This is a genomic window from Phaeobacter sp. JH20_08, assembly GCF_048056635.1.
Classification (GTDB): Bacteria; Pseudomonadota; Alphaproteobacteria; order Rhodobacterales; family Rhodobacteraceae; genus Phaeobacter; species Phaeobacter bryozoorum.
The window spans coordinates 180,774-206,553 of the sequence record NZ_JAYMVV010000001.1 but is presented as its reverse complement, the minus strand read 5'-3'; the positions used below and the strand labels follow the sequence as shown (position 1 = coordinate 206,553).

Annotated in this window: 21 protein-coding genes; 9 read left to right on the top strand and 12 right to left on the bottom strand. The window is 61.9% G+C overall.

Annotation, left to right across the window (positions count from 1 at the left end):
- Nucleotides 1-19 precede the first annotated feature (19 nt).
- From VWY75_RS00975 to VWY75_RS00965, 3 genes are all read left to right on the top strand, one after another.
- Nucleotides 20-688 (top strand): GntR family transcriptional regulator, encoded by a 669-nt coding sequence (locus VWY75_RS00975; protein WP_340547563.1) that lies wholly within the window; start codon nucleotides 20-22, stop codon nucleotides 686-688.
- 141 nt (nucleotides 689-829) lie between these two features.
- The gene (locus VWY75_RS00970) at nucleotides 830-1,270 is read left to right on the top strand and encodes a hypothetical protein (protein WP_416537930.1); all 441 of its coding nucleotides are present in this window, start codon (nucleotides 830-832) and stop codon (nucleotides 1,268-1,270) included.
- A 106-nt stretch (nucleotides 1,271-1,376) separates the two neighbouring features.
- Nucleotides 1,377-1,850, top strand: coding sequence for a Dps family protein (locus tag VWY75_RS00965; RefSeq protein WP_340547561.1), 474 nt, complete (start codon nucleotides 1,377-1,379; stop codon nucleotides 1,848-1,850).
- Nucleotides 1,851-1,903: 53 nt separating this feature from the next.
- Here VWY75_RS00965 and VWY75_RS00960 read toward each other — a convergent pair whose 3' ends face one another.
- The 3 genes from VWY75_RS00960 to VWY75_RS00950 form a co-directional block, all read right to left on the bottom strand.
- Nucleotides 1,904-2,149: a DUF1289 domain-containing protein gene (locus tag VWY75_RS00960; protein ID WP_416537929.1), complete on the bottom strand. Its 246-nt coding sequence runs from the start codon at nucleotides 2,147-2,149 to the stop codon at nucleotides 1,904-1,906.
- Nucleotides 2,150-2,321: 172 nt separating this feature from the next.
- Nucleotides 2,322-3,491 (bottom strand): mandelate racemase/muconate lactonizing enzyme family protein, encoded by a 1,170-nt coding sequence (locus VWY75_RS00955; RefSeq protein ID WP_416537928.1) that lies wholly within the window; start codon nucleotides 3,489-3,491, stop codon nucleotides 2,322-2,324.
- Complete coding sequence (locus VWY75_RS00950) at nucleotides 3,488-5,098, bottom strand: GMC family oxidoreductase (RefSeq protein WP_416537927.1); 1,611 nt, start codon at nucleotides 5,096-5,098, stop codon at nucleotides 3,488-3,490. Before VWY75_RS00950 ends, VWY75_RS00955 begins: the two co-directional genes overlap by 4 nt.
- 139 nt (nucleotides 5,099-5,237) lie before the next feature.
- Here VWY75_RS00950 and VWY75_RS00945 point away from each other — a divergent pair, with 139 nt between their 5' ends.
- Nucleotides 5,238-6,143: a LysR substrate-binding domain-containing protein gene (locus VWY75_RS00945; protein WP_416535376.1), complete on the top strand. Its 906-nt coding sequence runs from the start codon at nucleotides 5,238-5,240 to the stop codon at nucleotides 6,141-6,143.
- Between the two features lie 123 nt (nucleotides 6,144-6,266).
- Nucleotides 6,267-7,565 (top strand): MFS transporter, encoded by a 1,299-nt coding sequence (locus VWY75_RS00940; RefSeq protein WP_416537926.1) that lies wholly within the window; start codon nucleotides 6,267-6,269, stop codon nucleotides 7,563-7,565.
- A gap of 207 nt (nucleotides 7,566-7,772) precedes the next feature.
- On the opposite strand, the gene VWY75_RS00935 is transcribed toward VWY75_RS00940, so the two are convergent.
- Both VWY75_RS00935 and VWY75_RS00930 read right to left on the bottom strand, forming a co-directional pair.
- Entirely contained in the window at nucleotides 7,773-10,478 is a 2,706-nt protein-coding gene (locus VWY75_RS00935; protein WP_416535374.1) for a methyl-accepting chemotaxis protein, read from the bottom strand.
- A 100-nt stretch (nucleotides 10,479-10,578) separates the two neighbouring features.
- On the bottom strand, nucleotides 10,579-11,739 hold the full coding sequence (locus VWY75_RS00930; protein WP_340547554.1) for an ABC transporter substrate-binding protein: 1,161 nt from the start codon (nucleotides 11,737-11,739) through the stop codon (nucleotides 10,579-10,581).
- Nucleotides 11,740-11,950: 211 nt separating this feature from the next.
- On the opposite strand from VWY75_RS00930, the gene VWY75_RS00925 reads away from it, so the two are divergent.
- Complete coding sequence (locus tag VWY75_RS00925) at nucleotides 11,951-12,997, top strand: glycosyltransferase (protein WP_416537925.1); 1,047 nt, start codon at nucleotides 11,951-11,953, stop codon at nucleotides 12,995-12,997.
- Here VWY75_RS00925 and VWY75_RS00920 read toward each other — a convergent pair.
- From VWY75_RS00920 to VWY75_RS00910, 3 genes are read right to left on the bottom strand one after another with little or no spacing between them, the layout of a single operon-like run.
- Nucleotides 12,944-14,119 carry a glycosyltransferase family 1 protein gene (locus VWY75_RS00920; protein WP_416537924.1) on the bottom strand — a complete coding sequence of 392 codons (1,176 nt, stop codon included), beginning with the start codon at nucleotides 14,117-14,119 and terminating at the stop codon, nucleotides 12,944-12,946. The genes VWY75_RS00925 and VWY75_RS00920 overlap by 54 nt on opposite strands.
- 3 nt (nucleotides 14,120-14,122) lie before the next feature.
- A complete protein-coding gene (locus VWY75_RS00915) occupies nucleotides 14,123-15,073 on the bottom strand; it encodes a glycosyltransferase family 2 protein (RefSeq protein ID WP_416537923.1) in 951 nt (316 codons plus the stop codon).
- Complete coding sequence (locus VWY75_RS00910; protein WP_416537922.1) at nucleotides 15,070-16,140, bottom strand: glycosyltransferase family 2 protein; 1,071 nt, start codon at nucleotides 16,138-16,140, stop codon at nucleotides 15,070-15,072. The genes VWY75_RS00915 and VWY75_RS00910 overlap by 4 nt, the downstream gene beginning before the upstream one ends.
- Nucleotides 16,141-16,321: 181 nt before the next feature.
- On the opposite strand from VWY75_RS00910, the gene VWY75_RS00905 reads away from it, so the two are divergent.
- Entirely contained in the window at nucleotides 16,322-18,400 is a 2,079-nt protein-coding gene (locus VWY75_RS00905) for a GumC family protein (RefSeq protein ID WP_416537921.1), read from the top strand.
- A gap of 8 nt (nucleotides 18,401-18,408) precedes the next feature.
- Nucleotides 18,409-19,191, top strand: a complete 783-nt coding sequence (locus tag VWY75_RS00900) for a hypothetical protein (protein ID WP_416537920.1) — start codon at nucleotides 18,409-18,411, stop codon at nucleotides 19,189-19,191.
- Nucleotides 19,192-19,206: 15 nt separating this feature from the next.
- Here VWY75_RS00900 and VWY75_RS00895 read toward each other — a convergent pair whose 3' ends face one another.
- From VWY75_RS00895 to VWY75_RS00885, 3 genes are read right to left on the bottom strand one after another with little or no spacing between them, the layout of a single operon-like run.
- On the bottom strand, nucleotides 19,207-20,487 hold the full coding sequence (locus tag VWY75_RS00895) for an O-antigen ligase family protein (protein ID WP_416535367.1): 1,281 nt from the start codon (nucleotides 20,485-20,487) through the stop codon (nucleotides 19,207-19,209).
- On the bottom strand, nucleotides 20,471-21,784 hold the full coding sequence (locus VWY75_RS00890) for a glycosyltransferase family 2 protein (protein WP_416537919.1): 1,314 nt from the start codon (nucleotides 21,782-21,784) through the stop codon (nucleotides 20,471-20,473). The genes VWY75_RS00895 and VWY75_RS00890 overlap by 17 nt, the downstream gene beginning before the upstream one ends.
- Nucleotides 21,777-23,042 carry a glycosyltransferase family 2 protein gene (locus VWY75_RS00885; RefSeq protein ID WP_416537918.1) on the bottom strand — a complete coding sequence of 422 codons (1,266 nt, stop codon included), beginning with the start codon at nucleotides 23,040-23,042 and terminating at the stop codon, nucleotides 21,777-21,779. Before VWY75_RS00885 ends, VWY75_RS00890 begins: the two co-directional genes overlap by 8 nt.
- A 177-nt stretch (nucleotides 23,043-23,219) precedes the next feature.
- Here VWY75_RS00885 and VWY75_RS00880 point away from each other — a divergent pair, with 177 nt between their 5' ends.
- Nucleotides 23,220-24,119 carry a sulfotransferase domain-containing protein gene (locus VWY75_RS00880; protein WP_416535364.1) on the top strand — a complete coding sequence of 300 codons (900 nt, stop codon included), beginning with the start codon at nucleotides 23,220-23,222 and terminating at the stop codon, nucleotides 24,117-24,119.
- 21 nt (nucleotides 24,120-24,140) lie between these two features.
- Here VWY75_RS00880 and VWY75_RS00875 read toward each other — a convergent pair whose 3' ends face one another.
- A complete protein-coding gene (locus tag VWY75_RS00875; protein ID WP_416537917.1) occupies nucleotides 24,141-25,439 on the bottom strand; it encodes a family 16 glycosylhydrolase in 1,299 nt (432 codons plus the stop codon).
- Nucleotides 25,440-25,780 lie beyond the last annotated feature (341 nt).

Sequence of the window (25,780 nt, the reverse complement as noted above, 5' to 3'; positions counted from 1 at the left end):
CCCGACCCATGAGGCTCCCATGGCAGCCAAGCGCGCCATCTCCCGCAGCACCCTCCCCGACGTGATCGCCGCCGATTTGCGCGAGCGTATCCTGAGTGGTGAACTTGCCGAAGGTGAACCGATCCGCCAAGAGGCACTGGCAGAGGAGTACGATGTCTCGCGGATGCCGGTGCGCGAAGCTCTGAAGCGGCTCGATGCCGAGGGGCTGGTCCTTTTTGCGAATAACCGCGGGGCAACAGTCACCAAACATTCTCTGCGCGAAATCGCGGAGATTTTTGATCTGCGCATCCTGGTCGAGGTCGATCTGTTCCGTCGCTCGATCCCTGCGATGACCAGCACTGACTTCGCAAGATGCAGCCAGATCCTGGATGAAATGGACGCCTCCTATGATGCTGATGACGTGGCAACCTGGGGCGCATTGAACCACCGCTACCACTCTGCGCTCTATGCTGCTGCCGAACGTAAGCTGACCAATGAGATGCTACAGGGGCTCAGCCTTCATTCCGACCGGTTTGTGCGCATGCATCTCAGCGTGATGAAACAGCGCGAACCCGCCAAGGCCGAGCATCGCGACCTCCTCGCACTGGCGCAGGCCCGCAATGTCGAGGCCGCCTGCGACGCCCTGACCCGACATATTTCCCGCACCAAGGAAGAGCTGCTGGCGCTGGTTGCTGAGAACCGCAGCTAATACCGCACGCCGCAGGGCATACAGCGCGAATTTTACTGGCGCGCCTGTTCATCTCTTGTGAGCGCCCATAAAACCAATATATTTAGTCAGGAATTAGCCGGGGCGCCCAAGTGCCCCTCTAGATAGACGGATTCATCACCCATGATGCCAGTGCAGACCTTGTCCCTGCCGCAGGTGACGGCCCCTGACCGGTTGCGCAGTACCCCCCTGCTCGATGAGCAGGAATATAATGCACTCAATACGTTGCGTCTTGCGGCGATGGGCTGCCGCGCCGCTGCGCGGACCGATCTGTTCGAAGCCTGCGCGCTGCTCTGTGTCGATGGAGAGGATGCCAGACGCACCTATGTCGATACTCTTGTGAAATGCCTGCCAGAGGCAATGCCACGTCGAATCAAATGGTTTCGGCCCGGCACGGCAGAGGTCTCGTTCGACGAAGCTTGGGTGATGCGCTGCCTGTCCTGTGTATCAGCACAGGATTATGACAGCCTCGGTTTCTTGCTGCGGTCGCAAATCGACCCGGCGCGGCGGCGCTACATCGGGTTTCTTCTGGGCCGTATTTCCGAGCAATTTCCTAAGTTTTAGAATCGTTCTAAAAACTCTTGCCATATGCCCCCGGATGGCTATGTTGTGTGTCACAGCAAGCCAGCTTCCTGCCAGCCAGCTATTTTATGGAACAATGGGGAACATGATGACACAGACCGCTGCTGCACTCTCGACCGATGCCAAAACCGCAATCGCCGATGCTCTGAACCAATCCGTGGCAGAAACCGCTGTCACCACGATGTTGGCCCAGAATTTCCACTGGAACGTCAAGGGCATGGCATTCGGCCCGCTGCATGATCTGTTCCAGAAGATCTACGAAGATCACTTTCTGGGGCAGGACGACCTTGCCGAACGCGTACGTGCACTGGATGCCCATGCCGAGGGCACATTGGCCGGGATGCTGAAACGCTCCAAAGTTGCCGAACACGACGGCCATGCGACCGATCAGGAAATGATCCGGATCATGATGGAAGCGCAGGAAACCCTCGCCGCGACCCTTGCAGGCTGCGGTGCGCTGGCCGCCGATCATGGTGATACGCTGACCGAGGATCTGTGCATTGCGCGCGGCCAGACCCATGAAAAATTTGCCTGGTTCCTGCGCTCGCATCTGGCGGGCTGACACGACAACGGCGGTGGGTGAACAACCTAGCCGGTAACGACATATAGTCGCGGTCAGAGGATCTCCTCTGCCGCGATTTTTCGTTTTGCCAGTTTCTTGCGGTAGGCAAGGTCCCAATGTGTGTATCTTCCCAGCTGGCCCTGCTGCGCGGTCAGCATCCTGACAAACGCGCGCCTGTGGCTGTCTTTCTTCAACGCTTTGAACAGCGACTTCTGGGCCTTGGTCATCGAACAGCCGATGCAATGTCCCTCACGCTTGAATTTGCAGACATCAATGCAGGGGCTGGGAGTCTTGGGCATATCGAACCTTATGCGTTACCGGGCATCTTGGCCCACAAATGGGGCGACACGGGTCACTCTGCAACCGCAAAGACGAGTATTTTTGTCAATTTCTCGACACCCCCACTCGCGCGCCAGCTCGGTAGCGCCCTGACGCCAAACCAACCGGCCGTCAGAAGCGCACAGGGCACATCTAAATCTCGCTACAGTTATATGTCGACTTTGACAGCCACTCCGGGTTGATCTCGATGCCCCAGCCGGGCTGATCAGTGACCGTCGCCTGACCGTTATCGATGCGGAATGGATCAGTGACAAACAGATCCCGCTGCCAGGGATAATAGTCATCGCCCTCGATAGAGAATTCCAGATAGCGCCCGGGCAGATCGACGGCGCGGAGCATATGCATCGTGAACAGGGTGACCAGAGACAGGTTCGCGCAATGCGGCGTGCAGGGCAGCCCCGCCGCCGCACCCAGCTGCGCAACCTGCATACTTCGCGTCATCCCGCCCAGATACAGAATATCCGGCTGGATGATATCAACCGCGCGCATCTCGATCATACGACGCCAGACCTGCAAATCCCAATCCTGCTCACCGCCCGCCACATCCAGATCCAGCGTGCGGGTCACCTCCGCCGTCTGCTCCAGCATCCAATAGGGGCAGGGTTCCTCGAAATGCTCATACCCATGGTCCTGCAGGTGCTGGCCTACCTCAATGGCGCGTTTCGGGGAAAACCCGGAATTGCCATCAACCAGCAGGGAGACCTGATCTCCCAATGCTGCCCGGATCGTCGGAATGATCGTCTCCGTCCGCCCCGGCCATTCATCCCGGTCTTCGCCGCATTCGGCGCCGACCCGCACCTTGAATGCGTCAAACCCGTGGCTGTCACGCAGGGTTTTGAGCCGGTCCGCCTCGTCCAGTGGTGTGATATCGCGCCGCATCGAAGAGGCATAGGCCCGGACCGGACCCGGCGAGCCGCCCAGCAACACCGCCACTGGTTTTTCGGCCACCCGGCCGCGCCAATCCCACACCGCCGTATCAAAGCCCGCCATCGCACGCCGCAGATAGGTGCCCGGATATTTATGCTCGCGCAGCGGGATCTCGGTGATCACCGCCTCAAGCGCATCCATACCCCGGCCCAAGGCCCAGGGCGCCACCTGCCGATGAAGGATCTCGCAGGTCAGATCGCTGTTATAGGTCGAAACCTGCCCCCAACCCTGCTGGCCATCCTCCGAGGTAACCCGGACAAACCCCACCAAGGGCGTGCAGAATGTCTCGATCCGGCAAATGCGCGGCCCGATGTCCTGTTGTCCGCGATCATCCTGCAGCGGCACCGCACCCGAGGCTGAATAGGGCGTATTCATCCGGCCTCCAAAATAAGATCAGCCGCCCGATGGGCCAGCATCATAGTCGGAGCATTGGTATTGCCCGAGGTGATATTGGGAAAGACCGAGGCATCCACGACCCGCAGCCCGTCAAACCCGTGCAGCTTCAGCTTGGGGCAGACAACGGCGGTGCTTGCATCCGCCCCCATACGGCAGGTCCCGACCGGATGAAACACCGTGCCAGAGCGTTCGCGGAAATCCGACAGGATGTCGGCATCTGTCATCTGCCGCAGATCAGGCCCCATTGGAGCCTCAATCAGCCGGGTCAATGCCGATGTGCCTGCCAACCTCTGGCAGAGCAGCCCCCCTGCGATAACCTGCGCGCGGTCTTCCTCAGTCGCGAGAGAGCCGGGCTGAATCAGCGGAGGGGCAGTTGGGTCGGCGCTGCGAATGTCGATCCGGCCCCTGCTGGTCGGACGGGCGGGTTGAAAGCCGATAATGAACCCGGCAAACGGATCCGGCTGGATCACCTCACGCTTGCCGTCAGGCGTAGTGGTATAGGTCACCGGATTGAAATAGAGCTGCTGGTCAGGGCGGCCCAGATGCGGCGCGCTGCGGAAAAACCCGCCGCATTGGTTCACCGACAGCGCCAGCGGGCCCCTGCGGCGTATCGCATACTGCAGGGCAGCGTGGAGCTTTCCGGTCAAGGGCGACAACACATTGTTAAGGGTCGGCTCTGTGGCGCGAAAATAATAGTTGATCCCCAGATGGTCCTGCAAATTGCCACCAACATGGGCCTGCTCCTGAACCACCTCGATCCCGTGCCTGCTCAGCAGATCCGCAGGACCGATCCCCGATTGCTGCAGCAGACAGGGCGAGGCAACAGCCCCGGCGGACAGGATGATCTCACGTCCGGCCGATATCGTCATCAATCTGCCGCGCCGCCGCAGCTGTACCGAAACGGCACGACGACCGTCAAAAATGATCCGTTCCACAAGCGCACCGGTCATCAAGGTCACATTCACCCGCTTTAGCGCGGGTGCCAGAAATGCCCGCGCCGAATGCATCCGGCGACCACCGCTTGTGTTGATCCGATAGACCGCCGCGCCTTCGCCACCGGGATCGTTGATATTGCCGGTACTCGGCAGGTCCAGTTCAGCCGCCGCGGCAAAGAAATGCCGGTTCGCCGGGTGTATCTGGTCCGATACATCCTGCACATGCAGCGCACCGCTTCCCTGCCGCCGCCCATCGGGCGCCACTTGGGTTTCCATCGCCTTGTAGGACTGATGCACGGTCTCCCAGTTCCAGCCCGTCGCGCCCGCGGCCTCCCAATCGTCAAAATCCTGCGGCACCCCGCGGGCATAGACCAGAGCATTGATTGCGCCCGAACCACCAACCCCCTTGCCACGCGGCCAGTAGCCGCGCCGCCCCGCGAGCGTCGCCTCGGGTTCGCTTTCATATTTCCAGTTCACCGCAGGATCAAAAAACGTCTTGCCGTAGCCCAGAGGCAGCGCAATCCAGGGGGACCGCCCACGCCCGCCAGCCTCAAGGACAAGCACCTTATGGCGGCCGCAGCGGCTCAGCCGTTCCGCCAGCACACATCCCGCAGACCCTGCGCCAATAATAATGTAGTCAAATCGCGTCACTGCCTGACCGTCCGCAAAGTCTTTATCGTCAGATCGTGACAAAGCTGATCGCAAAGCGGAAACGAAAAATAGTTCGTCGCTACCTTAAAAAAATTCGCAGCATGGGTATTCTGCGCCTATGTACAGCGATCTTCCTCCGATGAATTGGCTCCGTGCCTTTGATGCCAGTGCGCGGCACGGAAGCTTCACCCTGGCGGCGGAGGAGCTGGGCCTCACACCTTCTGCCGTCAGCTATCAGGTTCGCGGGCTTGAGGCGCAGCTGGGCCACAAGCTGTTCCGCCGCGACCACAAGCTGCTCAGCCTCACACGGCTGGGACATGCCTATCTGCCCGTGGTGGCCAAGGCTTTTGCCGATATTGACGCGACCACCTGCAATCTCTTTGGCAAAGGGACCGAGCAGGAGGTGACCCTGCGCTGTCTCACGTCTCTGAACCTCCTGTGGCTGATGCCATTGCTGGGCGACTACAGAAAACAATATCCCGCCAGTCGGCTTCGGGTGCTGTCGTCATCATGGAGTGAGCTGTCGCAGGGCGAATCGATAGATGTCGACATTCGCTATGGCGATGGCAGCTGGCGCGATGGCCCCGTCTTGCCGCTGCTCCAGAACACGGTCATTGCAGTGGCGACACCCAGCCTGCTAGGCACTTCCCCCTGCTCCGAATTGGACAGATTGCCACTGATCGAAATGACCGGCGTTGTCGACACCTGGCGCCATTTCTTTGCGCTGCATGCCCCCGGCGTTACAGTCCCCGAACCAGCCTACAAGGTCGACCAATCGCTGATTGCACTTGAACTGGCCAACCGTGGTCTGGGCGTTGCTCTGGTTGCTGATGTCTTTGCCCAGCCGTATCTTGAGCGCGGCACATTGCGCCGCGCCAGCGATATTGCCCTGTCGACCCAGCATGGCCATCATCTGGTGCTGCCCTCGGATCGAAACAGCCATCGGCCTGAGGTGAGCACGCTTGTCGACTGGCTGCAAACCCAGGCGCATCTAACTGCCGAACGTGTCGCCGCCGCGATTGCCACACCGCCTGCGGCGGGCTAGGGTCAGCGGGAAACAGACCACGCCGACAGGCCAGCCAAACCAGGCAATCCCGCGCCCTGATCACGAGAGATCTGGCGGCTGCGCTGCGCGGTAACTCCAGTCAACATATATGAATAGGTCGGAATGCTCACTGTTCTTGCAAATCGGACCTATCGTCACCTGCTGGCCGCACAGGTCATTGCGCTGCTCGGCACCGGGCTGGCGACGGTCGCGCTTGGCCTGCTGGCATGGCAGATCGCAGGGGAGGACGCCGGCGTTGTTCTCGGCACGGCCCTCGCGATCAAGATGGTGGCCTATGTCGGCCTCGCTCCAATCGCGGCCGCCCTGGCCGGTAGGCTGCCTCGGCGCACCATGCTGGTCTCGCTCGACCTGATCCGCGCCGGTGTGGCGCTCGCGCTGCCCTTTGTCACCGAGATCTGGCAGATCTATTGCCTCATTTTCCTGATGCAGGCCGCCTCTGCGGGCTTCACGCCGACGTTTCAGGCGACCATTCCCGATGTGCTGCCGGATGAGGCAGAATATACGCGCGCGCTCTCGCTGTCGCGACTTGCCTATGATTTGGAAAGCCTGCTGTCGCCGGCACTTGCGGCTGCGCTGCTGACCGTGGTCAGTTTCCCGATGTTGTTTGCAGGCACGGTCATCGGTTTTCTGACCTCTGCCCTATTGGTGCTATCCGTGCCGATCCCATCACCCCAGCCTGGCAAACCGCGCACGATCTGGGCCCGCACGACGCGTGGCATACGGCTCTATCTTGCGACGCCGCGACTGCGGGGCCTGCTGGCACTGAACCTTGTCGTTGCGGCGGCCTCCTCGATGGTCATCGTCAACACGGTTGTGTTGGTGAAAGGCAGCTTCGGCCTGCAGGAACCCGAGGTGGCCATTGCCCTTGCGGCCTTTGGCGGCGGGTCGATGCTGGCCGCGCTGCTGCTGCCACGGATGCTGGACCATATGCCGGACCGTCCGCCGATGCTGGCAGGCGGCGCCATCCTCACCTTCGGGCTCTTTCTCGGCCCATTGGCCAATAGCTTCCTGCTTCTGGTTGTTCTTTGGATGATACTTGGCTTTGGCTTCAGCCTGGCCCTGACGCCAACGGGGCGGTTGCTGCGACGCTCGGCTAATGCAGAAGATCGCCCGGCGCTCTTCGCCGCACAGTTTGCCCTCAGCCATGCTTGCTGGCTGGTGACCTATCCGCTGGCAGGGCAGATCGGCGCCCGCGCCGGTTTCAACACGACCTTTATGGTGCTCGGGCTGATTGCCGCCGTCGGTCTCTTGCTCGCCGCGAAGCTGTGGCACGGAAATGCCGATATGGTGGCGCATGATCACCCTGAACTGCCCGACGATCACCCGCATCTGGCCAAGCATGGCCATGGGCGACAGCACCGACATGCCGCGATTGGTGATGATCTCCATCCGCGCCGCTAGGCGATGAGTCTTATTGGCTTTGCGGATCCGATCTCTACGCCCTGTAGCGCGCGCTGCCAGAATACAGGCCGGATGCGACGGCGCTCTCTTCGCGATCCTGACACGGGTCTTTAGCGGCTCCGAGAAACGTCCCCCCAAAAACCGCGACCGCAGCGGCGCAAAGGCGGCTGCGGTCACAGATGAATCGACACCTAAATCAGGATAGGCTTAGCCGGTGTTCTGCCAATCTTCCGGCTCATCAGCCCACATGTCCTGCTCCTCCCAGCCGTCACCGGAGGTGTGTTGCTCAGCGGCATCGACCACCGCCTCCGGCGTCTCGGAGCCGTCTCCTGCTACGGTGAAAATCGCCACCAGCTCCGCCAGCTTGGTCGCATCCCCGCGCAGCATATGGCTGGCGGCGGTGGATTGCTCCACCATTGCCGCATTCTGCTGGGTCACCTGATCCAGCTGCGACATGCCGATATTGATCTCATGCAGCCCGGTGGACTGGGCCGTCGCGCCATCGGCGATATCGGAGACCTGCTGCGAGATCTGCCCGACCTGTGCCACGATGCCGCTCAGCGCAGTGCCAGCCTTGCCGACGAGTTCGACACCGTAGTCGACCTTCTTCGAGCTCTCGCTGATCAATGTCTTGATTTCCCGCGCCGCCTCGGATGTGCGCTGCGACAGGCCACGCACTTCGGAGGCAACAACCGCAAACCCACGACCCGCTTCGCCAGCGCGCGCCGCTTCGACACCGGCGTTCAAAGCCAGAAGATTGGTCTGGAACGCAATGTCATCAATCACGCTGATGATCTGCGCGATATGTTTGGAGCTCTCCTCGATTTCCGTCATCGCAGAGACAGCGCTGCTGACAACGCTGCCATTCTCGATCGCTTCGCTCTTTGCGGCCTGGGTGGTGGTCTCAACCGACCGCGCGCCCTCAGCTGCGGATTTCACACTGGCTGTCAGCTCATCCAGGGCAGCGGCAGTCTCCTCCAGCGTCGCCGCCTGGCTTTCGGTCCGCCGCGACAGATCATCGGAAGCCTGGCTGATCTCATCGGCGCCATTGCGAATGGAAGAGGCAACATCCACCATATCCATCACGGTTCTGCTCAAGGTCTCAACCGTCTGATTGAAATCCGCCTGCAACTGGGCGTAGCCCTCGGTCAGTTCTTCGTTGATCCGCGCCGAAAGGTCGCCCTGTGCAAGCCGGGCCAAACCCTGACCGATCGCCGTGACGGCAGCGGTCTGCTGCGCCTGATGGATCGCGCGCTCCTCCTCGGTGGCCTTGGACAGTTCCTCTTTCTCCACCAACCCGTCACGGAACACGGTCAATGCCTGTGCAATGCGGTAGATCTCGTCGCTGGTGCGCTCAAATCCCTTGATCGGGCTCAGATCACCATCGGCGAGCCGCTCGGTGGTCCGGCTGATCGCGTTGAGCGGTCGTTGGACCAGGAAATGGGTCAGCAGCAGCGCCACCATCAGGAGCCCGCCCGCCACCATCAGCATCCGTTCGATATTGGCGCGAGCCTCGTCTACGGTCGCTGCAATGTCGGTGGCCATATAGGCAATTTCACCCCGGCTGCCGGAGCCAAGAAGCGAGGCACGGCTCGCGATCTGAAGCACCGCATTGGCGGTTGCATTGGCCGCTTTGGTCGCATCCGCATCCGCCGTGAGCGAGGCAATTCGGAAAACCGCCAGCCCCTGATCGGGTGCCGCCAGCGTGATGATCTCGTCGAGCTGCGCGGCCAGCCGTCCTTCGTCAAACGTCTTGTAGTCTGCAAGAGCGGCAGCGGCTCGCTCCATCGGTTCGGCAGCAGCGCGGGTCTGCACCAGACCCTGCGCGGTCACGACATCCAATGCTGCGACCTGGAAATTGCTGATCCAGGTATTGATCTCAAGCAATGTGTTGAGAAAACCGACCTCATTCGCAAGCAGACCCTGAATTGCCTTCTTGCTGTCGGTGCTGGCATCGTCAGCCGCCAATGTCACCTCAAACACCATGTCATCGACCGCAGTGGCCAGTTCGGTATCGCTTGACAGGCGCGCACTCAGCACCTCCTGACGCAGGGCGCTGGACTGAGCACCCGCGCGCGAAACCGCCTTCTGCAGCACCGCAGCAGCATCACGGATGGCAAAGATCGGTACGACACCAGGCGCCTCGACCTCCAGCGTGTTGATCACCTCGTTCAGACGGCCATCCGATGCCTTGGCCAGATCGGTCAGGATCGACTGCATGGCACGGTCCTTGGTATCGCCGATGGCAAGGGCGATACCGGAAATCAGGTTGATTTCCGCACGCGCCTGCAACAGCGACTGCAGGGTGGCAAATTTCACCTCGACCAGATCGGTCAAAGTCGCATCGACTGCAGACATCGTCTGCTCACCGCCTTTGGTGAGGTTCGAATAGGCCTCCTTTGCCATCTCGGCGAGCGTGACCTGCATGGCGCTGCTCATTTCCTGCAGCTCGGCCGTCATCGCGATCACTGCCGCAGCATTCTTGAAAGCAATGGTACGGGCGTCAATGGAGGCATCCAGCGCCTCCTCGACCATAACCAGATCTGGTTTGAATTCATCACGGAGCACTTCGGGCAGCTGTTCCACCGCGCTATCAAGCGCGCGAACCGCCGTTGTCACATCGCTCTTGGCAAAGTCGAGCGCATTCAGCGTATCAGCCAGCATCACCGCAACCATCGCGTCCTTGGTTCGGGCCGCAGCAGCGGTCATCTGACCGCTCAGTTCCAGTTCAGGAAGCTTTTCCCCGGACAGGACATGCACATCTCCGGCCACCTGTTCAAACGCCCGCGTCACCGCATAGCCGATGGCACCCGAAGTACCGGCCATCGCCAGTAGGATAAGAAACATCTTGGCGCGAATACTGGACAACGGATTCCACCGCCGTGTCGCGCGTTTACGTGTCTGCTTCGTCATTATTCGCCCCATGAGTCCATTAAAACCACTCGGTTTTGCACAGAAATCCGGCAGAGGCCGGGTGATTGAGGCATCAGACATGCCTCAATCTGGCGCTTTTTCAGGATTCGCCGCCTGCCACGACAGGTTGGAAGCTGCCATCCTTGGCGATATGGGTCAGGAAGACGTCATCCATGCCCTGGTTGTCATCCGGACCAAAGCGCATGGTGACTCCGCCCAGATCCACCTCACTCAGCCCGGCGAAGGCCGCGAGATAGCTTTCACGGGTCAGCTCGGCACCTGCCTCTTCCAGAGCGCGGATGGCCAGACGACCTGTCAGATACCCTTCAAGTGTCACGAAACCCGGCTCGGCTGCGGCATCCACCGCCTTCAGTGCGGATTGGTACTGCGCCACGACTGGCAGCGAAGTGTCCCATGGGAACGGCACAACCTGGCTGATAATCACACCTTCACCGGCCTCGCCCAGTTCCTTCGCCAGCGCGTCGGACCCCACAAAGGAAATATTCACGAAGGTCGGATTGAACTTCAGCTTGCGCGCCAGCTTGATGAATTCGGCAACCGGCTTATAGGCGCCAACCATCACAACCGCATCCGGTTCGGCCTTGCGGATGGTCAGAAGCGCCTTCTTCACAGCGGTGGTATTGCGGGTATACGTGCCCTCGGCGGCGAGGGTCATGCCGCGTTTTTCCAGTGCCGCGGTAACACCAGCCAGGCCTACGCGACCAAAACCATCATCCTGATAGAGCAGCGCGATGGAACTCATGTTCAGCTCATCCACCAGATGGGCAATCCAGGCTTCGGTTTCCGCCGCATATGTGGCACGGACGTTGAAGATGTTCCCGTGGCTTGCATCGCGCAGGAAACCAGCACCGGTGAAGGGGCCGATAAACGGCATGCCAGCCTCGGTCGCGATCGGCTGCGTTGCCGATGCGGTCGGGGTGCCAACAGCGCCGATCAGGCCAATATGCTGATCATCAGCAATCACCTGTTTGACCAGCGTGGCCGATCGGTCAGGTTCATAGCTGTCATCCATGCTGTCCAGAACGATGCTGCGTCCGTGAACACCACCCGCAGCATTCGCCTCGGCAAACGCGGCTTGCAGGCCAAGCTGCATCCCCTGCCCCAGCGCCGAAGCCGGACCCTCAAGTGCGGCGACCTGTGCAAATCGAACTTCAGTCTCTGACACGCCCTGCTGAGCCAGTCCAAGCGTCGGCAGGGCCATGGCCAGTACCGCTGCGGTTGTTAGTTTTCTTAGCGACATCGTATACTCCACCTTTCAAAACACCGGCGCAGCTTGCCCTGAACCCGTTAACAAAGGCCCTCCGGGCGAAAATAACCCTGCGCAAAATATGCAAAGCATTTTAACAATCGGTCGAAACCACAGACCAAAGCGCCCAGACCATCGACCTCTTCCCGCGCGACTGTTAGGGTGACAGCACCTTATTTCCGGTCAGCGCCCAGGACCTGCCATCGTGAAAATCCCTTTGTTCTTTGATGGCTATGATCTGAAAGCCTACGATGTCCCACACGGCCAAATCCTGTCGCAGCTGCGTGAGCGCCTGCGCTATGGCTATCGCCTGATGAAAGGCGCACAACCGCGAACCGGCTTCTACGTCGCCTTCACGAATCTTGCCAAAAGCCTTCGGCGTCTCGGTCACGATGTGGTGATAAATGACTTCGACTTTGCCCGCGGACATCCGGATCACCCGATCGGCCTGAGTGGATATCTGCCGCCGCTGGCCCGTTTTGGACTGAGCAACCCTGCCATTTACGGTCCCGGGCGCGTGCCGGACAGCAGCGACCTTGCAACGCTTCGCGAACAGGTGAACCTGAAAGTCGTGACCTACCCGTCAGCCTGGCCGATCCAGCTCAATCCGGCAGAGACACGCGCACAATTCGCACCGATGTTCGTGGGCATCGACACCGATGCCTGGCCCGATATGTCGGGTCACAGCAAAAGCATTGATCTGCTCTTCTACAACAAGGTCCGCTGGCATCGAGAAACCGCCCGCGAATGCGATCTGCTCCAGCCCCTGCGTGACATGCTGACCGCGCGCGGGCTCAGCTGGCGCGAACTGGACTACGGGCATCATACGCCCGCGCAGTACCGCGATCTGGTGAGCCGCAGCCGTGCGGTGCTTTTCTGCACCGAACACGAAACCCAAGGGCTCGCCTATCAGGAAGCCATGTCGGCGAACCTGCCAGTCTTTGCTTGGGATGAGGGGGTGCTGGTCGACCCCTCACAGCGGATCCTGGCACAGGGTGACGTCATCCCCAGTTCGGTGCCCTATTTCGATGACCGCTGCGGGATGCGGTTCCAGATCGACAATATGGAAGAACAGTTTGATCGCTTCTGGACGGCGCTGCCAAACTATCGCCCCCGCGATTACGTATTGGAGAACCTGTCTCTCCAGCGCGGCGGTGAGCGTTTTATGTCACTCTACGAGCCGCTCTTTGACGGGGCCTCATCTCTTCGGCCCGGTCTCACGCCTTTGGCCCGGAACGCCGATCCCGGCTGAAGCCAGCAACGCCGTCACATCATCGGCGGTCTGACGGAACATCGTCTCGGGCAGCGCCGCGATCCGATTGCGACAGGCGGCGATCCGGGCCGGCGTCAGCTGCTGCAACAGCCCGACCAGCTCGGCGGCATCAGCACGGCGCAGGGTCCAGCCCTGCCCTGTCTCCTCAATCTTTCGGCCGGTCTGCGTCGTCGCCACGGCGATCACCGGACAGCCGTGCCAGCCGGCCTCATAAATGCGGTTCGGCAGCAGCAGATCCGAATTGCCACCGGCGCGGGCATCACCCGCCTGCCACAAATCCTGCGCCCAGACCACATCGCAGCCGCGGTAGCAGGCAGCCAGACCCTCCGGGTAGGCGTAGGCCCCGTGAAAGGTGACATTGCCGTGTCCCGCGATCCGGTCATGGAAATCAGGCAAGACATGGTCGTGGATCTTGCCGTGAACATGCACCTCGATCGCCGCCCCCATTTGCTGCGCCACCCTCAGCAGCAGCTCAAAGCTCGGTCGGCAGCGTATGGCGCCGATCCAACCCAGCCGCAACGGCCCGGATGCCGCGCCATGAAAACCTCCCGCGACGGGTCGTGACATGCGGTCCGGCACGACCATCTTGTTCTCCACCAGTTGCCAGGGCCCAACAAAACCATGTACCGGCACGAAATACCCTTCGTGGAAACCGGGCGAGGACAGCCACAGCACCTCCGCCGCCGCGATCAGCCGCCGCTCGACCCAGCGGGCGATCCGGGGTTTCAGGCCGCTGCCTTCGAACAGCGAATGGATATCCAGCACCTCATAGGCAAGCGGCGCCGCGCTGCCGCAGCGCCGCCGCAGCGCGGCGGCCAGCGCCAGCATATCGAGATTGCGCGCCACCAGCAGATCGGCCTGCTGCACCAATGGCCGCAGCCGCGGGTCACCCAACGCAGTGGAGAGCGCCAGACGCCCCCGGCGCAACAGCCCGTGTTGACCAATCTCGCCCAAATCAATGTTCTGCCAGCTCACCTGCGGCAACGGCCCCTTGCGCGAAGACACCGAGATCACCTCATGCCCAAGCGCCTGAAAAGACTCCAGCCGTCTCAGCTGGGCCACGTCAGTCAGATCGGAGGCAAAACAGAGCAACTGCGCCATATGTCAGCCACGGATCCGCTGCGGCGGCGGCTCTTGATCCTTTGCTCCGCCGTAGATCTGCGGCTGTGGCAGGGCAAAACATCCCGCCATCACGCCCAGGTGCAGCAGCCCCCGCAACAGCCAGAAATTCCGGCGCGGCTCGACAGGCAGGACAGGCAGGGTCGCAACGACACAATAGGCAACCTTGGCCAACGCCGCCCCAGCCAGTTTTGTCCGTGCCAGCAGCCCCGATGCGCTGGCCGCATAGCTCTGCCCCATGCGGAACCGCCGTTTTGCCAACCAGCCCAGATGCAACCGATCCGACGCAACCACCTCAAAGACGGCCGCATCGGCCGAGATCGCAAACTGCGCGCCCAGATGTGAGAGCGCAAAGAAATAGGCGGTATCCTCGCCGCCGCTCGTGCCGCGAGAGAGATCAAACTCCAGCCCCTCCCAGGGGCGACCGGCAAACCGCATCAGCGCATTGCAGCTATGGGCGGTCTGTAACTGCACCCCACCGCCATTGCCGGCGCGAAGTTCCGGCCAGTTGCTGTGCCAGTCCTGATCAACCATCCATTGCGGCGCCTGCTGCGGGTAACGTGCGATGGCTGGCCCTGAAATCACATCCGCGCCGGTCTCCATGGCGCGGCGCATCAGCTGTTCGATCCAGTCGGGCGGAACCACCTCATCATCATCGACAAAGGCAACCCAATCCGACCGCCGCTTGCGCGCCATGGCCAGACAGGCGTTGCGGGCCAGAGAGATATTGCGTGCCGGCGCGTGGACATAGCTGACCGGCCAGGAGGTCGCGCAGCCGCGCACCCAGTGGTCCGCCGACGGCGAGGTATCATTGTCCGCCACGATGATATCTATCGTATAGCCCTGCGGTGCGCGCAAAGCTGCCAGGCTCTCCAATGTGTCCACCACGCTGCGGCGCCGATAGGTGCAGAGTAATATCGAAATCCGTTCGCTCATCGCTTCACCCTGCGCCCCGCGGCACCCGCCAGGACCGATTGAACAGAATGCCGCGCCATCGCCCGCACCAGACCAAGCGCCCAGCCCATGTGCATCAGCACCAGAGCCACCCCGGACCAGATCCCGGCACCCCCCAGTCGCAAACAGGCGATGCCCGTCACCACAATCACCACAGTCAGGTAAACCAGCGGCCAGATCAGAGCCAAGGGCCAGAAGGGTGCTGCGACCAGTGCCAGTCCACATAGGAGGAGATTGGCAACCGGCACCATCTGCCGCAGCCGTGGCCGCATCCGATGCTTGATCAATGTTGCCGCACGGCCTGCGCCATAGTTCTGATATTGCCGCCATAGCGCGACAGGCGTGCTGCGCATCACATAGCCAAGCCGCACATCACCGGCCAGCCAGATACGCCCTCCGGCCGCCAGCAACCGCCAATCCAGCTCAGCATCCTCATTGTGGCTGAAACTCGCATCATAACCGCCAACCCGGCGGAACCAGTGCAGATCCATCAGCGCGTGATGCCCGTGATCCACATAGCCCGAGGTCCGACCTCCCCGATGTGCCGCACCACCCGATCCGAAGGGCGTATCCACGACCCAGGCCGCCGCCTTGCCGAATTCACTGCGACCTTCGGACTGCATCGCCACCACGACCGCCGCACGATCATCGTTCTCCCGCAGCGCCGCGCACAGGGCGGTTGCATAATCCGCCGGATAGATCGCATGGGCATCACAGCGCAGCAGCACATCAAAGCCGCCGCCAAATTCAGCAACCGCCCGATTGATGCCTGCGGACTGAATCCGGTCCGGATTATGCAGCACATGTATCTTGATCGGCGCTGTCTCGGCCAAGCTCTCGACGATGGCCACCGTGTCATCATCGCTGCCCCCATCCGCCACCACCAGCGCAGACCGATCTGGATCGCGCAGCAGCGGGTCGCGCAGCAGGCTTTCGAGACAGGGACGGATCGCAGCCGCTTCATTCAGGGTCGGGATCACCACCAGCACCCGCACATCAATGCCCCTGGGTGCAGCGCTGGCGCCCTCCCTGCCTCTCTGACCGCTCATGCCCATGGTCTTTGTTCCATTCCGTGTTATGGACCTGTCTAAAGGATCCGATTATGTTGCGACAGATTGATTTTTGCGCGCAGTCTGATGAACTTGGCACTGCCACCTACTTGCCACCCCTGCGGCGTCGCGCAACGCAGGGCGGGCCGTGGGCAAACCAATAACGATGGGGTCAACCAACGTGTCCACGCCTAAGACGTCCTTTGCCGCGGATGACGGCCAGGAGGTGCTCGATCTCGGCGCCATTTTTGCAATCATCTGGCGCGGCCGCTGGGTCATCGCTGCCTGTGTCATGCTCGGTCTGTTTCTGGGCATCTGGCGGGCCTATCTCGCCGCCACTCCGCTCTACGGTGCCGAGGTACAGCTGGTGCTGGATACCCGCGACGAAAAAGTGGTCGATATCGAAAGCGTGGTCAGTAGCCTTTCCGCCACGGATGAGGTGATCCGAACCGAGGTTCACATCCTTGGCGGTCGGGAACTGGCGGGTCAGGTCGTCGACCGGCTGAATCTTGTTTCCGACCCGGAATTCAATATGATGCTGCGCGATCCCGGCCTCAATCCTGTCCAGACGCTGAAAGATCTGATCAAGGGACTCCTCGGGATGCCCGTCTATAACACGACCATTCCGCCAGATCCCGCCTTTGTCCGCGAAAAGGTGATCCAGACGCTGCTTGCCAACATGCGGGTGGTGAACATACCGGACACCTATATTTTCTCGATCTGGGTGCTGAGCGAGAACCCCTTCAAGGCGGCTGACATCGCCAATGCCTTCGCCGACACCTATATCGAAAATCAGGTGGCGGTGAAGCTGAACGTCACCGAACAGGCCACCGGATGGCTGGCGGACCGGGTGACCGAGCTGCGCGGCCAGCTGGAAGCAAACGAACGGCGGGTTGCCGACATCCGGGCGCAGGCCGATGTGACCAGCCCCGCACAGTTGATCGGGCTGGAGAACCGCCTGATTTCCCTGCGCAGCGCGCTGACCGAGCGGGCCGAGGATGTCGCCGCGCAACGGGCCAAACAATCCGAACTGAGCAGCCTGCAAACAGCCGAGGAGCAGCGCGCCGCCGCCCGCCGCTACGGCTATAGCGCGCTTCTGGCGCGCGCTGATGATCCGCTGGCTGGCTGGCGCGCGGTTCTGGCGCAAGTCGCTCGTGATCTGCGCGAAGCCGAAGCCAAGGAACAGGCAATCCGCCGCTCGATGGCCGATCTGGAGATCACCATCGCCACCCAGAGCGATGCGCTGACCGAAGTTGTGCAGGCCGAACGCGACGCCGAAGCCAGCCGTCTGCTGTTTGAAAACTTCCAGAACCGACTGCGCGAAACCTCCATGCAGATCGGCCTGCAACGCGCCGACAGCCGGGTGATCTCGCGCGCCTTCCCCCCGGACCAGCCTGCCCTGCCCAACAAGGGCCGGATCCTTATCCTGTCGGTCTTCCTTGGCGGGTTTCTCGGCACTGTTCTCGTTGTCGTGTTGCAGCTCTCCCGGGCGCGCCTGCATTCCCCAGCGCAGATCGCAGGCCTGACGTCCGTGCCTGTGATTGCGGTGCTGGACCAGTTTTCGCAGAAAATCCGGCCCGAACAGGCCGGCGCGCTTGGCCCGCAGACCCGCGATGGCGAGGCTGTTCGCAATCTGCGCACCACGCTGCTGATGGCGCGGGGAGATGTCCCGCCGCAGGTGGTTGTCTTTACCTCCGCCGAAAGCGGCGATGGCAAGTCGACGCTGTCGGCGGCCATGGCACATAATATGGCGCAGATCGGTAAATCGGTCCTGCTGATCGACGGCGACCTGCGCCGCCATTCCCTGTCTGACCCGCTGGCCAGTGGCAACAGCAAGCCGGGGCTCTTTGATGTCCTCACCGGGCAATGTGATCTGGCAGCGGCGGTGCTTCCCGGTGCGCTGGGGCAGGCGGATATCCTGCCTGCCGGCACCGTAACCGGCAGTGCCGCGGATCTGCTCAGCCAGGGCGGGCTGACCGAGCTTGTGTCGGTGGCGCGCAATCACTGGGACATCATCATTTTTGACACCCCGCCCATCTCCGTTGTGCCCGATGCGCGGATCATCGGCCTGCATGCGGACCTTCTGATCCTGCTGGCGCAATGGAACACCACCCGGCAATCGGTCTTTACCAATGCCCTACGACAGCTGGAACAGGGCGGGCGCAGTCCCGACGGCATTGTGCTGACCAAGGTCAAAGGCACCGCTCAGCCGCTCTACGGGGCAACCAGACGGTCGCGCGACCGCTATTACCACAGCTGAGAGAGCCGATGCAGCTGTCCCCCCTTTTGCGCAAGGCCAGGATAGCAGGTCGCCGCTGCCTCGGCCGACCTGTGCTGAATTATCAGGTGCTGGGTGAGCGCTGTTCCGGGACCAATTTTCTCGACCAGCTGATCCAGCAGAACTTCGCCGCTGCACGCCCGCGCTATGACATGTGGAAACATGCCTTCCCGAACCTCATCGCGCTGCCGGCGGATGTGCTCTATATCGTGATCTTTCGCGATCCGTTCCAATGGCTCGAAAGCATGTATGGCAAGCCGTGGCACAGCCTGCCAGCGCTGCGTGATCTGCCGTTTTCGCAGTTTATCCGCGCCGAATGGCGCAGCGAGATCGACGTGCCGGCGTGGTTTGACCTACCAAAGACCAGCCCATGCAAAGGTCAGCCGCTGAACCAGGATCTGCATCCGATCACCGGCGCGCCCTTTGCCAACCTGCTGGCGTTGCGTCGCGCCAAGGCAGAGGCGCTGCTGACCCTGCCCCGGCGCGGTGCACGGGTGATCTACACCACCCATGCTGCCATCAGTCGGCGCCCCGAAGACATCATTGCGCGCATCGCAGGCGAAAGCCCGGTGCCCCCAAACAGGCGCTTGCAGGTCCCGCAGGGACACTATGGCTGGTCATGGTCCGACCGTGATGTAAAACCCAAGACCCCCGGCCACCTGATCACGCCGGAAGACCGCACCTGGATCCTCAGCCAGCTTGACCCCGCACTGGAGGCCGCAATGGGGCTACCGCTCGATCCGGCGCCGGATGAGAACCAGAACGCAGGCTAGACCCCAAAAGTACACTCAGATCCGGGGTGGCACATCCCGCCAGCGCCCCAGCGCTCGGCCGGCATAGATCCAGGCCATCGCGATCAGCATGTGCCGGATCGAATGCTCGTTGTAGATCACATTATCCGACAGCGCCGCGACCAGATTGATCAGCACATAGAAGAGATAATACCCCGAGGTCACGCTACCATCCTGCAAATACCAGCGAAAACAGCGCAGCACGACGGCGATCAGCAGGCCAAAGAACGTCACCGCCCCAAGGAGCCCATTGCCCACCATCAGTTCGATATAGCTGTTATGAAACCAATAGAGTCCCTCGTCGACATAGGCCTCAATATAAAGCCGTGCGTAAGATGGCACCGACCAATACGCCCCAAACCCAACGCCGCCAATCGGCGCTTTGGCGATTTCCTCCAGACCAAAGGCCCAGATCACCGTGCGCCCGGTCAGGGTGCTGTCCTTGCCCAGCCGCTCCAGCAGCAGCCCCAAAGCGTCAATGCCTGAGATATAGATCGCGAGCGGCACCAGGAACAGCACCATCAGCGAAAACAGCAGCGCCACCCGCCGCGCTGTCCCGCCCCAGCGACGGATCCACAGTACCGGCACATAGATCGCCAGAATGGCAAAGGTCACATAGGCCCCCGCCGATTGGGCCATGCCCAGCACCGGGATCATCAGCGCCGCCGCCAGAATACCCAGGATCGAAAGCCGCCAGTAGAACCCCAGCGTCACCAGCCCATGCGCTGCATTCACCGTCGCCTTGGCGAGGGAGTTCTTGTGCATATAGATGCCCTTCAGCGCCCCGTTTGGATGAAAGGCCGGAGCAAGGAAGGTCACGACGGAATTCAGATAAGACAGCGCCACGCCGACCGCCGAGGTCAGGCTGACAACAATCATCGTATGATGCGCCGGAATAGCAGAGGCGATACGCACGGCAATCAGCGTTGTCATCGTCAGCTGGAAACTACGATAGGCGGTGACCGGCGGGTTGATGCTCCACAGGGTGGAGGCCATTGCAATCACGCAGGGCATCAGCACCGGCCACGCCTGCCAGAGAATGGCAGCGCTCTGGCGCCAGTCCCGCAGATACCACAGGATCGTCAGCACATAGAGCGCCATCCAGCCGGGCGACTGGAACCCAAGCCGATAGACCACCCCGGTGCCCGACATGGCCGCTAGGATCAGATAACCCATGCGCAGATGGCCACGGGTCAACCACCAGCGACCAGCTCCGCGCCGCAGCACAGACAGCTTCGGCTGCCCGATGTCTTGCGGTGGTTCAACCGTGAGTGTCATGTCGTCCCATATGCCGCCTCAAACGCCCGCCATTATCCCTCGCTACCTGCTCCCCCTCCGCCAATCCAGCCGCGCGCCCAGCCGCGACGCCCGCCCGCGTCTCTGCGGCAACACCGCAGCTCTGCTCCCCTGGGGTTCGAACCGCCGGCACCATCCACAGGGCAGACATGCCCAGGGCATCACTCACCTCCGCATCAATGCGCCTGCGCGAGGCGGCGCAGCACAGGCGCGCCCAGATCGGCGCCGCCGCGGCGCTGAGGTCCAGTTCGCCTGCGCTGTCTGTCGGCGGGCTCATCCCCCCTGCCCTGCCGTCACGGCCCAGTCGCCAGCGCTGCGGACGACACCACAGGCGCGAGATCCCGGCCACCAGCTTCAGCTCCAGCCGGTTGCGCAGGACGGATAACACCCATGGCCAATGATCGCGGCACATTGCGGCGCGCCAGGCGGCGCGGCCCAGCCGACCGCTGCGAACCTCCCGCGCCAGTTCCAGCTGTGCCTGACGCCGCAGAAGTGCCTGCCGACGAATGCCCGCGTGGAGCGCCAGCTCCTCGCGCCTGTCCTGCGCAACCAGACCATCCAGCGCATGGATCTGTGCCGCCAGATCCTCGGGCACGTTGCGATACGAAACCGACGCCGGGTGCCGACGATAGAGATAGGCCGCCATCGGCAGCACCCACATCGTCGCACCCGCCAGCAGAAGACGCAGATAAAGGTCATGATCCTCGCCGATCCGCAGCGCGGGGTCGTATCGCAGATCACGAAGAAGCTGATTTCTGATCAATGGCTTAAGGTATCCGATGTGACTGATGCCCTGAGGGTCAACCCCGCTCAGAACCAGATCCTTCAACGTCAGCGCGCGGGCGTGCTGCGGCGCATGACCACCCAGAATCGTTTCTCCCCGCACCATCGGTCGCTCTGAAAACAGGATCAGGTCATCAGCGACCACATCGGCCCCCAGATCCCGCGCCGCTGCCAGCATCAACTCCAATCGCCGGGGATGCTGGCTGTCGTCACTGTCGCAGATCGCCACCCAGTCCCCGCGTGCAAGGCCGAGCGCATCATTACGTGCCCGAGCCGGACCGCCGCAGTGCGGCCGCCGTTGCGCCCGTATGCGCGGATCCTTGGCCGCAGCCGCACGGATCACCGCCCAGCTGTCATCGTCGGAGGCGTCATCAATGATGATCAGCTCCAGATCCGCCATGGTCTGTGCCAGTACCGCCCGGATCGCCAGCGGCAGATGAGCGGCGGCATTGCGGGTGGCCATAATCACCGAGATCTGCGGGCGCGGCTCAGCCATCCCGGCGGCCCTGCGGCGGCATCAGATCAGAGACCACAGCCCCGCGCGCTTTGATATGCGCGGCGGCCGGGATCCGCCAGGCCGCCGATAGCCCGGCCTCGTCACCATAGGTCACAGTCAGCACACGGCGCGAGGCCCGATAACACAGATCCGCCCATAGACTGCTATGGCCACCATCGGCGCCGGGGTCCGGGACAACGACATGTTGACCCTCTCCCTGCGGCGGCAGCCCATCGGCAGGGCCGATCAGATGGACCCGCTCCGCCGCAGCCTCACCGGCCTGTCCAGCTTGGCCGCCGCCCTGCCCCCTGCCAATACTGCGCATCCTCGCCCAAGCGATCTGCACCAGTCGATACCCCAGCGCAGGATGCCGCAGGATCTGGCGCAGCGCCGCCCCAAACCGCCGCTGTTTCAGCGTCTCTGCCAGCGTCTCAAAGGCCAGACGGTATTGAAGCACTTGCCGTCTCTCTTCAATAATATGTTTTAATTCAAGATGTTGTGATGCACTCAATTGACCCGGCAACGCCTCCATCGCAGCAAGCGCCGCAAGAATCTGCCGTCGGGTCGATCGATGTGACAGGGAATGCGGATGTCGCCGGTAAAGGTAAAGCGCCTCCGGCAGCAGCCACATACGCGCGCCTTGCAACAGCAATCGCAGATAGAAATCCTGATCCTCGCCGATCGTCAGCGCCTCATCATAACGCAAGGCCGCCAGCGCCTGACGGCGGATCAGGGGCTTCAGATAGCCCAGCTGCGCACCAGACGTGCCCGGTTCCGGCACCCGCAGCATATCCGCAGGCCCGATCTGTCGCGGCACCTCCGGCGCATCACTGCCAAGAACGCTGCGCGGACCAGCCAGCGGCTCCGTCGCGAAATGCACCATGTCATCCGCAACCGCATCCGCATCCAGCGCCTCTGCCGCGGCCAGCAGGCGCCGCAACCGGTCCGGGTGCATTATGTCATCGGAATCGCAGATTGCCAGCCAATCGCCACGGGCCGCCGCCAGCGCCCGATTGCGGGCGGCAGCAGGACCGCTGGGTGTTTCATGCAGCAGCACCCGCACGCGGGGGTCCTGGCGTGCAACCTCTCGCAGGATATCCACCGATCCGTCACTGGACCCGTCGTCAGCCACGATCAACTCCCAGTCGGCATGGGTCTGCGACGCCACCGACCGCAGCGCGTCCGGCAAATATGGCGCGCCCTGATGATTGGCCATGATGATCGAAATCATCCGCCCCTGCCCTGCCGGTTCCTGCATGATGCTGCCCACTCTTCTCCCGGCATATCTAGCATGTCCCCGCAGGGTGAGGCCAGATGCCGGGCAGCGGCGTTTGACGGAATGCACGGGGTCATTTCCCGTGGCACCGCCGATCCGAGGTGCTAAGACTGGCGCTCAGTACCGCCGCAATCGCCACGCCGACAGGAAAGACCCGCCATGACCACGCCCCCCCTTGCGCCATCCGGTAACAGCGCGGCACAGGCTGGTCCAACGCTGGTGGGTATTGGCGCACAGAAATGCGCCTCCACCTTCATTCACGCGGCCCTCGGTGCCCATCCTGATGCCGCCGTATCGGATCCCAAGGAACTGGATTTCTTCAGTGCCTATTTCGATCGCGGCTATCAATGGTATCGCAGCCATTTCAGCCATGGCGCGGACAAGACGGTGAGATTTGAGGCATCGCCCTCATATTTCTATGACCCGCGCTGCCCCGACCGGCTGAATGCCTTTGATCCGAACATCAAGGTGATCTGCCTGCTGCGCGATCCGGTCACCCGCGCCTATTCCAACCACCTGCATGAGGTGATCAAGGGCCATATTCCTCCCCTGCCCTTCCACGACGGGCTGGCGAACAATCCGGCCTATCTGGAACAGGGGCTCTACAGCCGCCATCTGGGGCGCTGGCTCGACACCCTCGGCCATGATCGCGTGTTGGTACTGCTGGCAGAGGAAATCAGCGCCGATCCGGTCGCGGCTGCCCAGACTGTCTATCGTTTTGCCGGGCTCGACGATAGCCACAGCTCTCCGGTGCTGCATGAGCGACGAAACGAAAGCGACCGCGCCCGGCTCCCTGCACTTCGCAGCCTGCTTCGTGCTGGTGGTGATCAACTGCGCAAAGCCGGGCTGGAGGATAGCCTGGCCCGGCTAAAATCCACCAAGCCGGTTTCCACAGTGCTGCGTGCCAACAGCCAGAACATGCGTGATGTGGTGCCGCCCCTGCGCGACAGCGATATCGAAGACCTGCGCAGCTGTTTCGCGGAGGATCTGCGCCAACTTCCCGCCCTGCTGGGCCGTGACAGCCTGCCTTGGGAGAGCTGGGCTGCGGTAACAAGGTAGCCCACTAATGTACACATATGTCTAGAACAGGATCGCATCCTGAGCTATCAGCAGATCCAGTGTCAGCGCATCCGCCCGGTCATCGATCACCGCAACATTCACCCAGCCATCTTCGCCCTCGGCCTGCAACAGATCGCGCGTACCACGCCCACGCTCACCATCAAGCCAGCGCAGCTGATCCGCACCATCCAGATTGAACCGCGTCAGATCCAGAACGTCCCCTTGGGACAGGGAGAAATCATTGACCCGGTCCGGCGTCCCGCCCTGGCGGAAGATAAAAACATCCGCGCCGCCCCCGCCGCGCAGCTGATCACGACCGATCCCACCGTCAAGCTGATCGTCACCGCCGCCGCCCGCCAGACGATCCCGACCGCGACCACCAAACAGGAAATCATCTCCGTCCTTGCCGCGCAGAATGTCCCGCCCCTTGTCACCATAGAGGTGATCCGAACCACGATTGCCCACCAGCTGATCCGCACCATCGCCACCGTGGATCAGATCTGCACCAGCGCCGCCGAATAGATCCTCTGCCTGCTCCGTGCCACGCTGTTCGCTGTCGAACTCCGGCTCGGCGGGATCTTCCTGTCCCGGCAGGGACACATCCGCAATCACCGCGACCAGCGGCGGCGCATCCGGGTCAGGTATTCCGGCCCAAGCCGTTTGATTGTCGGACACCGCCCAAAGGTCAGCAAAGCTCTTGACCGCCCCGGAGTACCAAAGCCCACCCGGCATATCAGCCCCGCTGAGATCGGCGCGCACCTCTCCATCTACGCGGAAAATCGCGCTGGTGCCGGTCAATTCGATTTCATAGGTATGCATCCCCTCGGCGGCATCGAACCCAAGATCAACGACCAGCGGCCCCGCAGGGCCATCGGCCAGCCGCACGCGGCTGCCATCCTCCGCCTCCATATGGATGCTCAATTGAACCTGACGGGTATTGGCGCCAACGAATTCAAAATCGAACTCCAGCCAGCGATCGTTCCGATAGTCCTCCTGATAGAGGAACATCCCAAAGACCGTGCCATCCTGCATCTGCGGCGCCTGTGCAGTCCAGCTCCAGATGCCGGTCTCATGGGCCGCTTCGGACTGGATTTCACCACCGGTGAAAAGCCGCTCTCCAACGCCATTGTCCGACGTCAGATGCAGCTCAACCGCGCCGTCACTGTTGATCTGGACATTATCCTGTGACCACGTGGTGTCGCGCGATTGACCGGCATTCCATGTCGACACCAGCCAGTCGTCGCTGTCACGCATCTCGCCGGGGACCCGCAGGTCCAGCGCCGGTGTCGTTGCTGCCTGCGCGCTGTCTGTTGATGCCATGTCGATCACTCCAAACCTTGGTGCCGCGGAAAACGGCTATGCCTTTGGTTTGGTTGTCGGGGCGAACGATGGCAGGATTGTGCCTTAATTATCGCCCATTAATGCCCCATTCAGACAGTTTAACGCAAACTCAAGACCAGTTTTAGAGGGTTGCTTTTTAGTCGAATTGCGCAGCATGCAAGAGCTTGCGGAGCGACAGCCAAGAAGTCACCGCACGGCACATCCCCAATGCGCTAACGAGCGTCATCTCACCAGCACTTGCGGCGTGGCGGGTGTCCCCGCAGGGACAACGATAATGCTCTGCTCCCTTCAGCAGCGCGGCGAGCATGATCAATGCCAAT

Excerpts from the sequence above, each read along its gene's own strand:
- VWY75_RS00935 (WP_416535374.1), bottom strand. The coding sequence starts at position 10,478 with ATGACGAAGCAGACACGTAAACGCGCGACACGGCGGTGGAATCCGTTG.
- VWY75_RS00945 (WP_416535376.1), top strand. The coding sequence starts at position 5,238 with ATGAATTGGCTCCGTGCCTTTGATGCCAGTGCGCGGCACGGAAGCTTC.
- VWY75_RS00885 (WP_416537918.1), bottom strand. The coding sequence starts at position 23,042 with ATGCAGGAACCGGCAGGGCAGGGGCGGATGATTTCGATCATCATGGCC.
- VWY75_RS00930 (WP_340547554.1), bottom strand. The coding sequence starts at position 11,739 with ATGTCGCTAAGAAAACTAACAACCGCAGCGGTACTGGCCATGGCCCTG.
- VWY75_RS00890 (WP_416537919.1), bottom strand. The coding sequence starts at position 21,784 with ATGGCTGAGCCGCGCCCGCAGATCTCGGTGATTATGGCCACCCGCAAT.
- VWY75_RS00920 (WP_416537924.1), bottom strand. The coding sequence starts at position 14,119 with ATGGCGCAGTTGCTCTGTTTTGCCTCCGATCTGACTGACGTGGCCCAG.
- VWY75_RS00900 (WP_416537920.1), top strand. The coding sequence starts at position 18,409 with ATGCAGCTGTCCCCCCTTTTGCGCAAGGCCAGGATAGCAGGTCGCCGC.
- VWY75_RS00970 (WP_416537930.1), top strand. The coding sequence starts at position 830 with ATGATGCCAGTGCAGACCTTGTCCCTGCCGCAGGTGACGGCCCCTGAC.
- VWY75_RS00940 (WP_416537926.1), top strand. The coding sequence starts at position 6,267 with ATGCTCACTGTTCTTGCAAATCGGACCTATCGTCACCTGCTGGCCGCA.
- VWY75_RS00875 (WP_416537917.1), bottom strand. The coding sequence starts at position 25,439 with ATGGCATCAACAGACAGCGCGCAGGCAGCAACGACACCGGCGCTGGAC.
- VWY75_RS00975 (WP_340547563.1), top strand. The coding sequence starts at position 20 with ATGGCAGCCAAGCGCGCCATCTCCCGCAGCACCCTCCCCGACGTGATC.
- VWY75_RS00910 (WP_416537922.1), bottom strand. The coding sequence starts at position 16,140 with ATGAGCGGTCAGAGAGGCAGGGAGGGCGCCAGCGCTGCACCCAGGGGC.
- VWY75_RS00880 (WP_416535364.1), top strand. The coding sequence starts at position 23,220 with ATGACCACGCCCCCCCTTGCGCCATCCGGTAACAGCGCGGCACAGGCT.
- VWY75_RS00955 (WP_416537928.1), bottom strand. The coding sequence starts at position 3,491 with ATGAATACGCCCTATTCAGCCTCGGGTGCGGTGCCGCTGCAGGATGAT.
- VWY75_RS00895 (WP_416535367.1), bottom strand. The coding sequence starts at position 20,487 with ATGACACTCACGGTTGAACCACCGCAAGACATCGGGCAGCCGAAGCTG.
- VWY75_RS00960 (WP_416537929.1), bottom strand. The coding sequence starts at position 2,149 with ATGCCCAAGACTCCCAGCCCCTGCATTGATGTCTGCAAATTCAAGCGT.
- VWY75_RS00965 (WP_340547561.1), top strand. The coding sequence starts at position 1,377 with ATGACACAGACCGCTGCTGCACTCTCGACCGATGCCAAAACCGCAATC.
- VWY75_RS00915 (WP_416537923.1), bottom strand. The coding sequence starts at position 15,073 with ATGAGCGAACGGATTTCGATATTACTCTGCACCTATCGGCGCCGCAGC.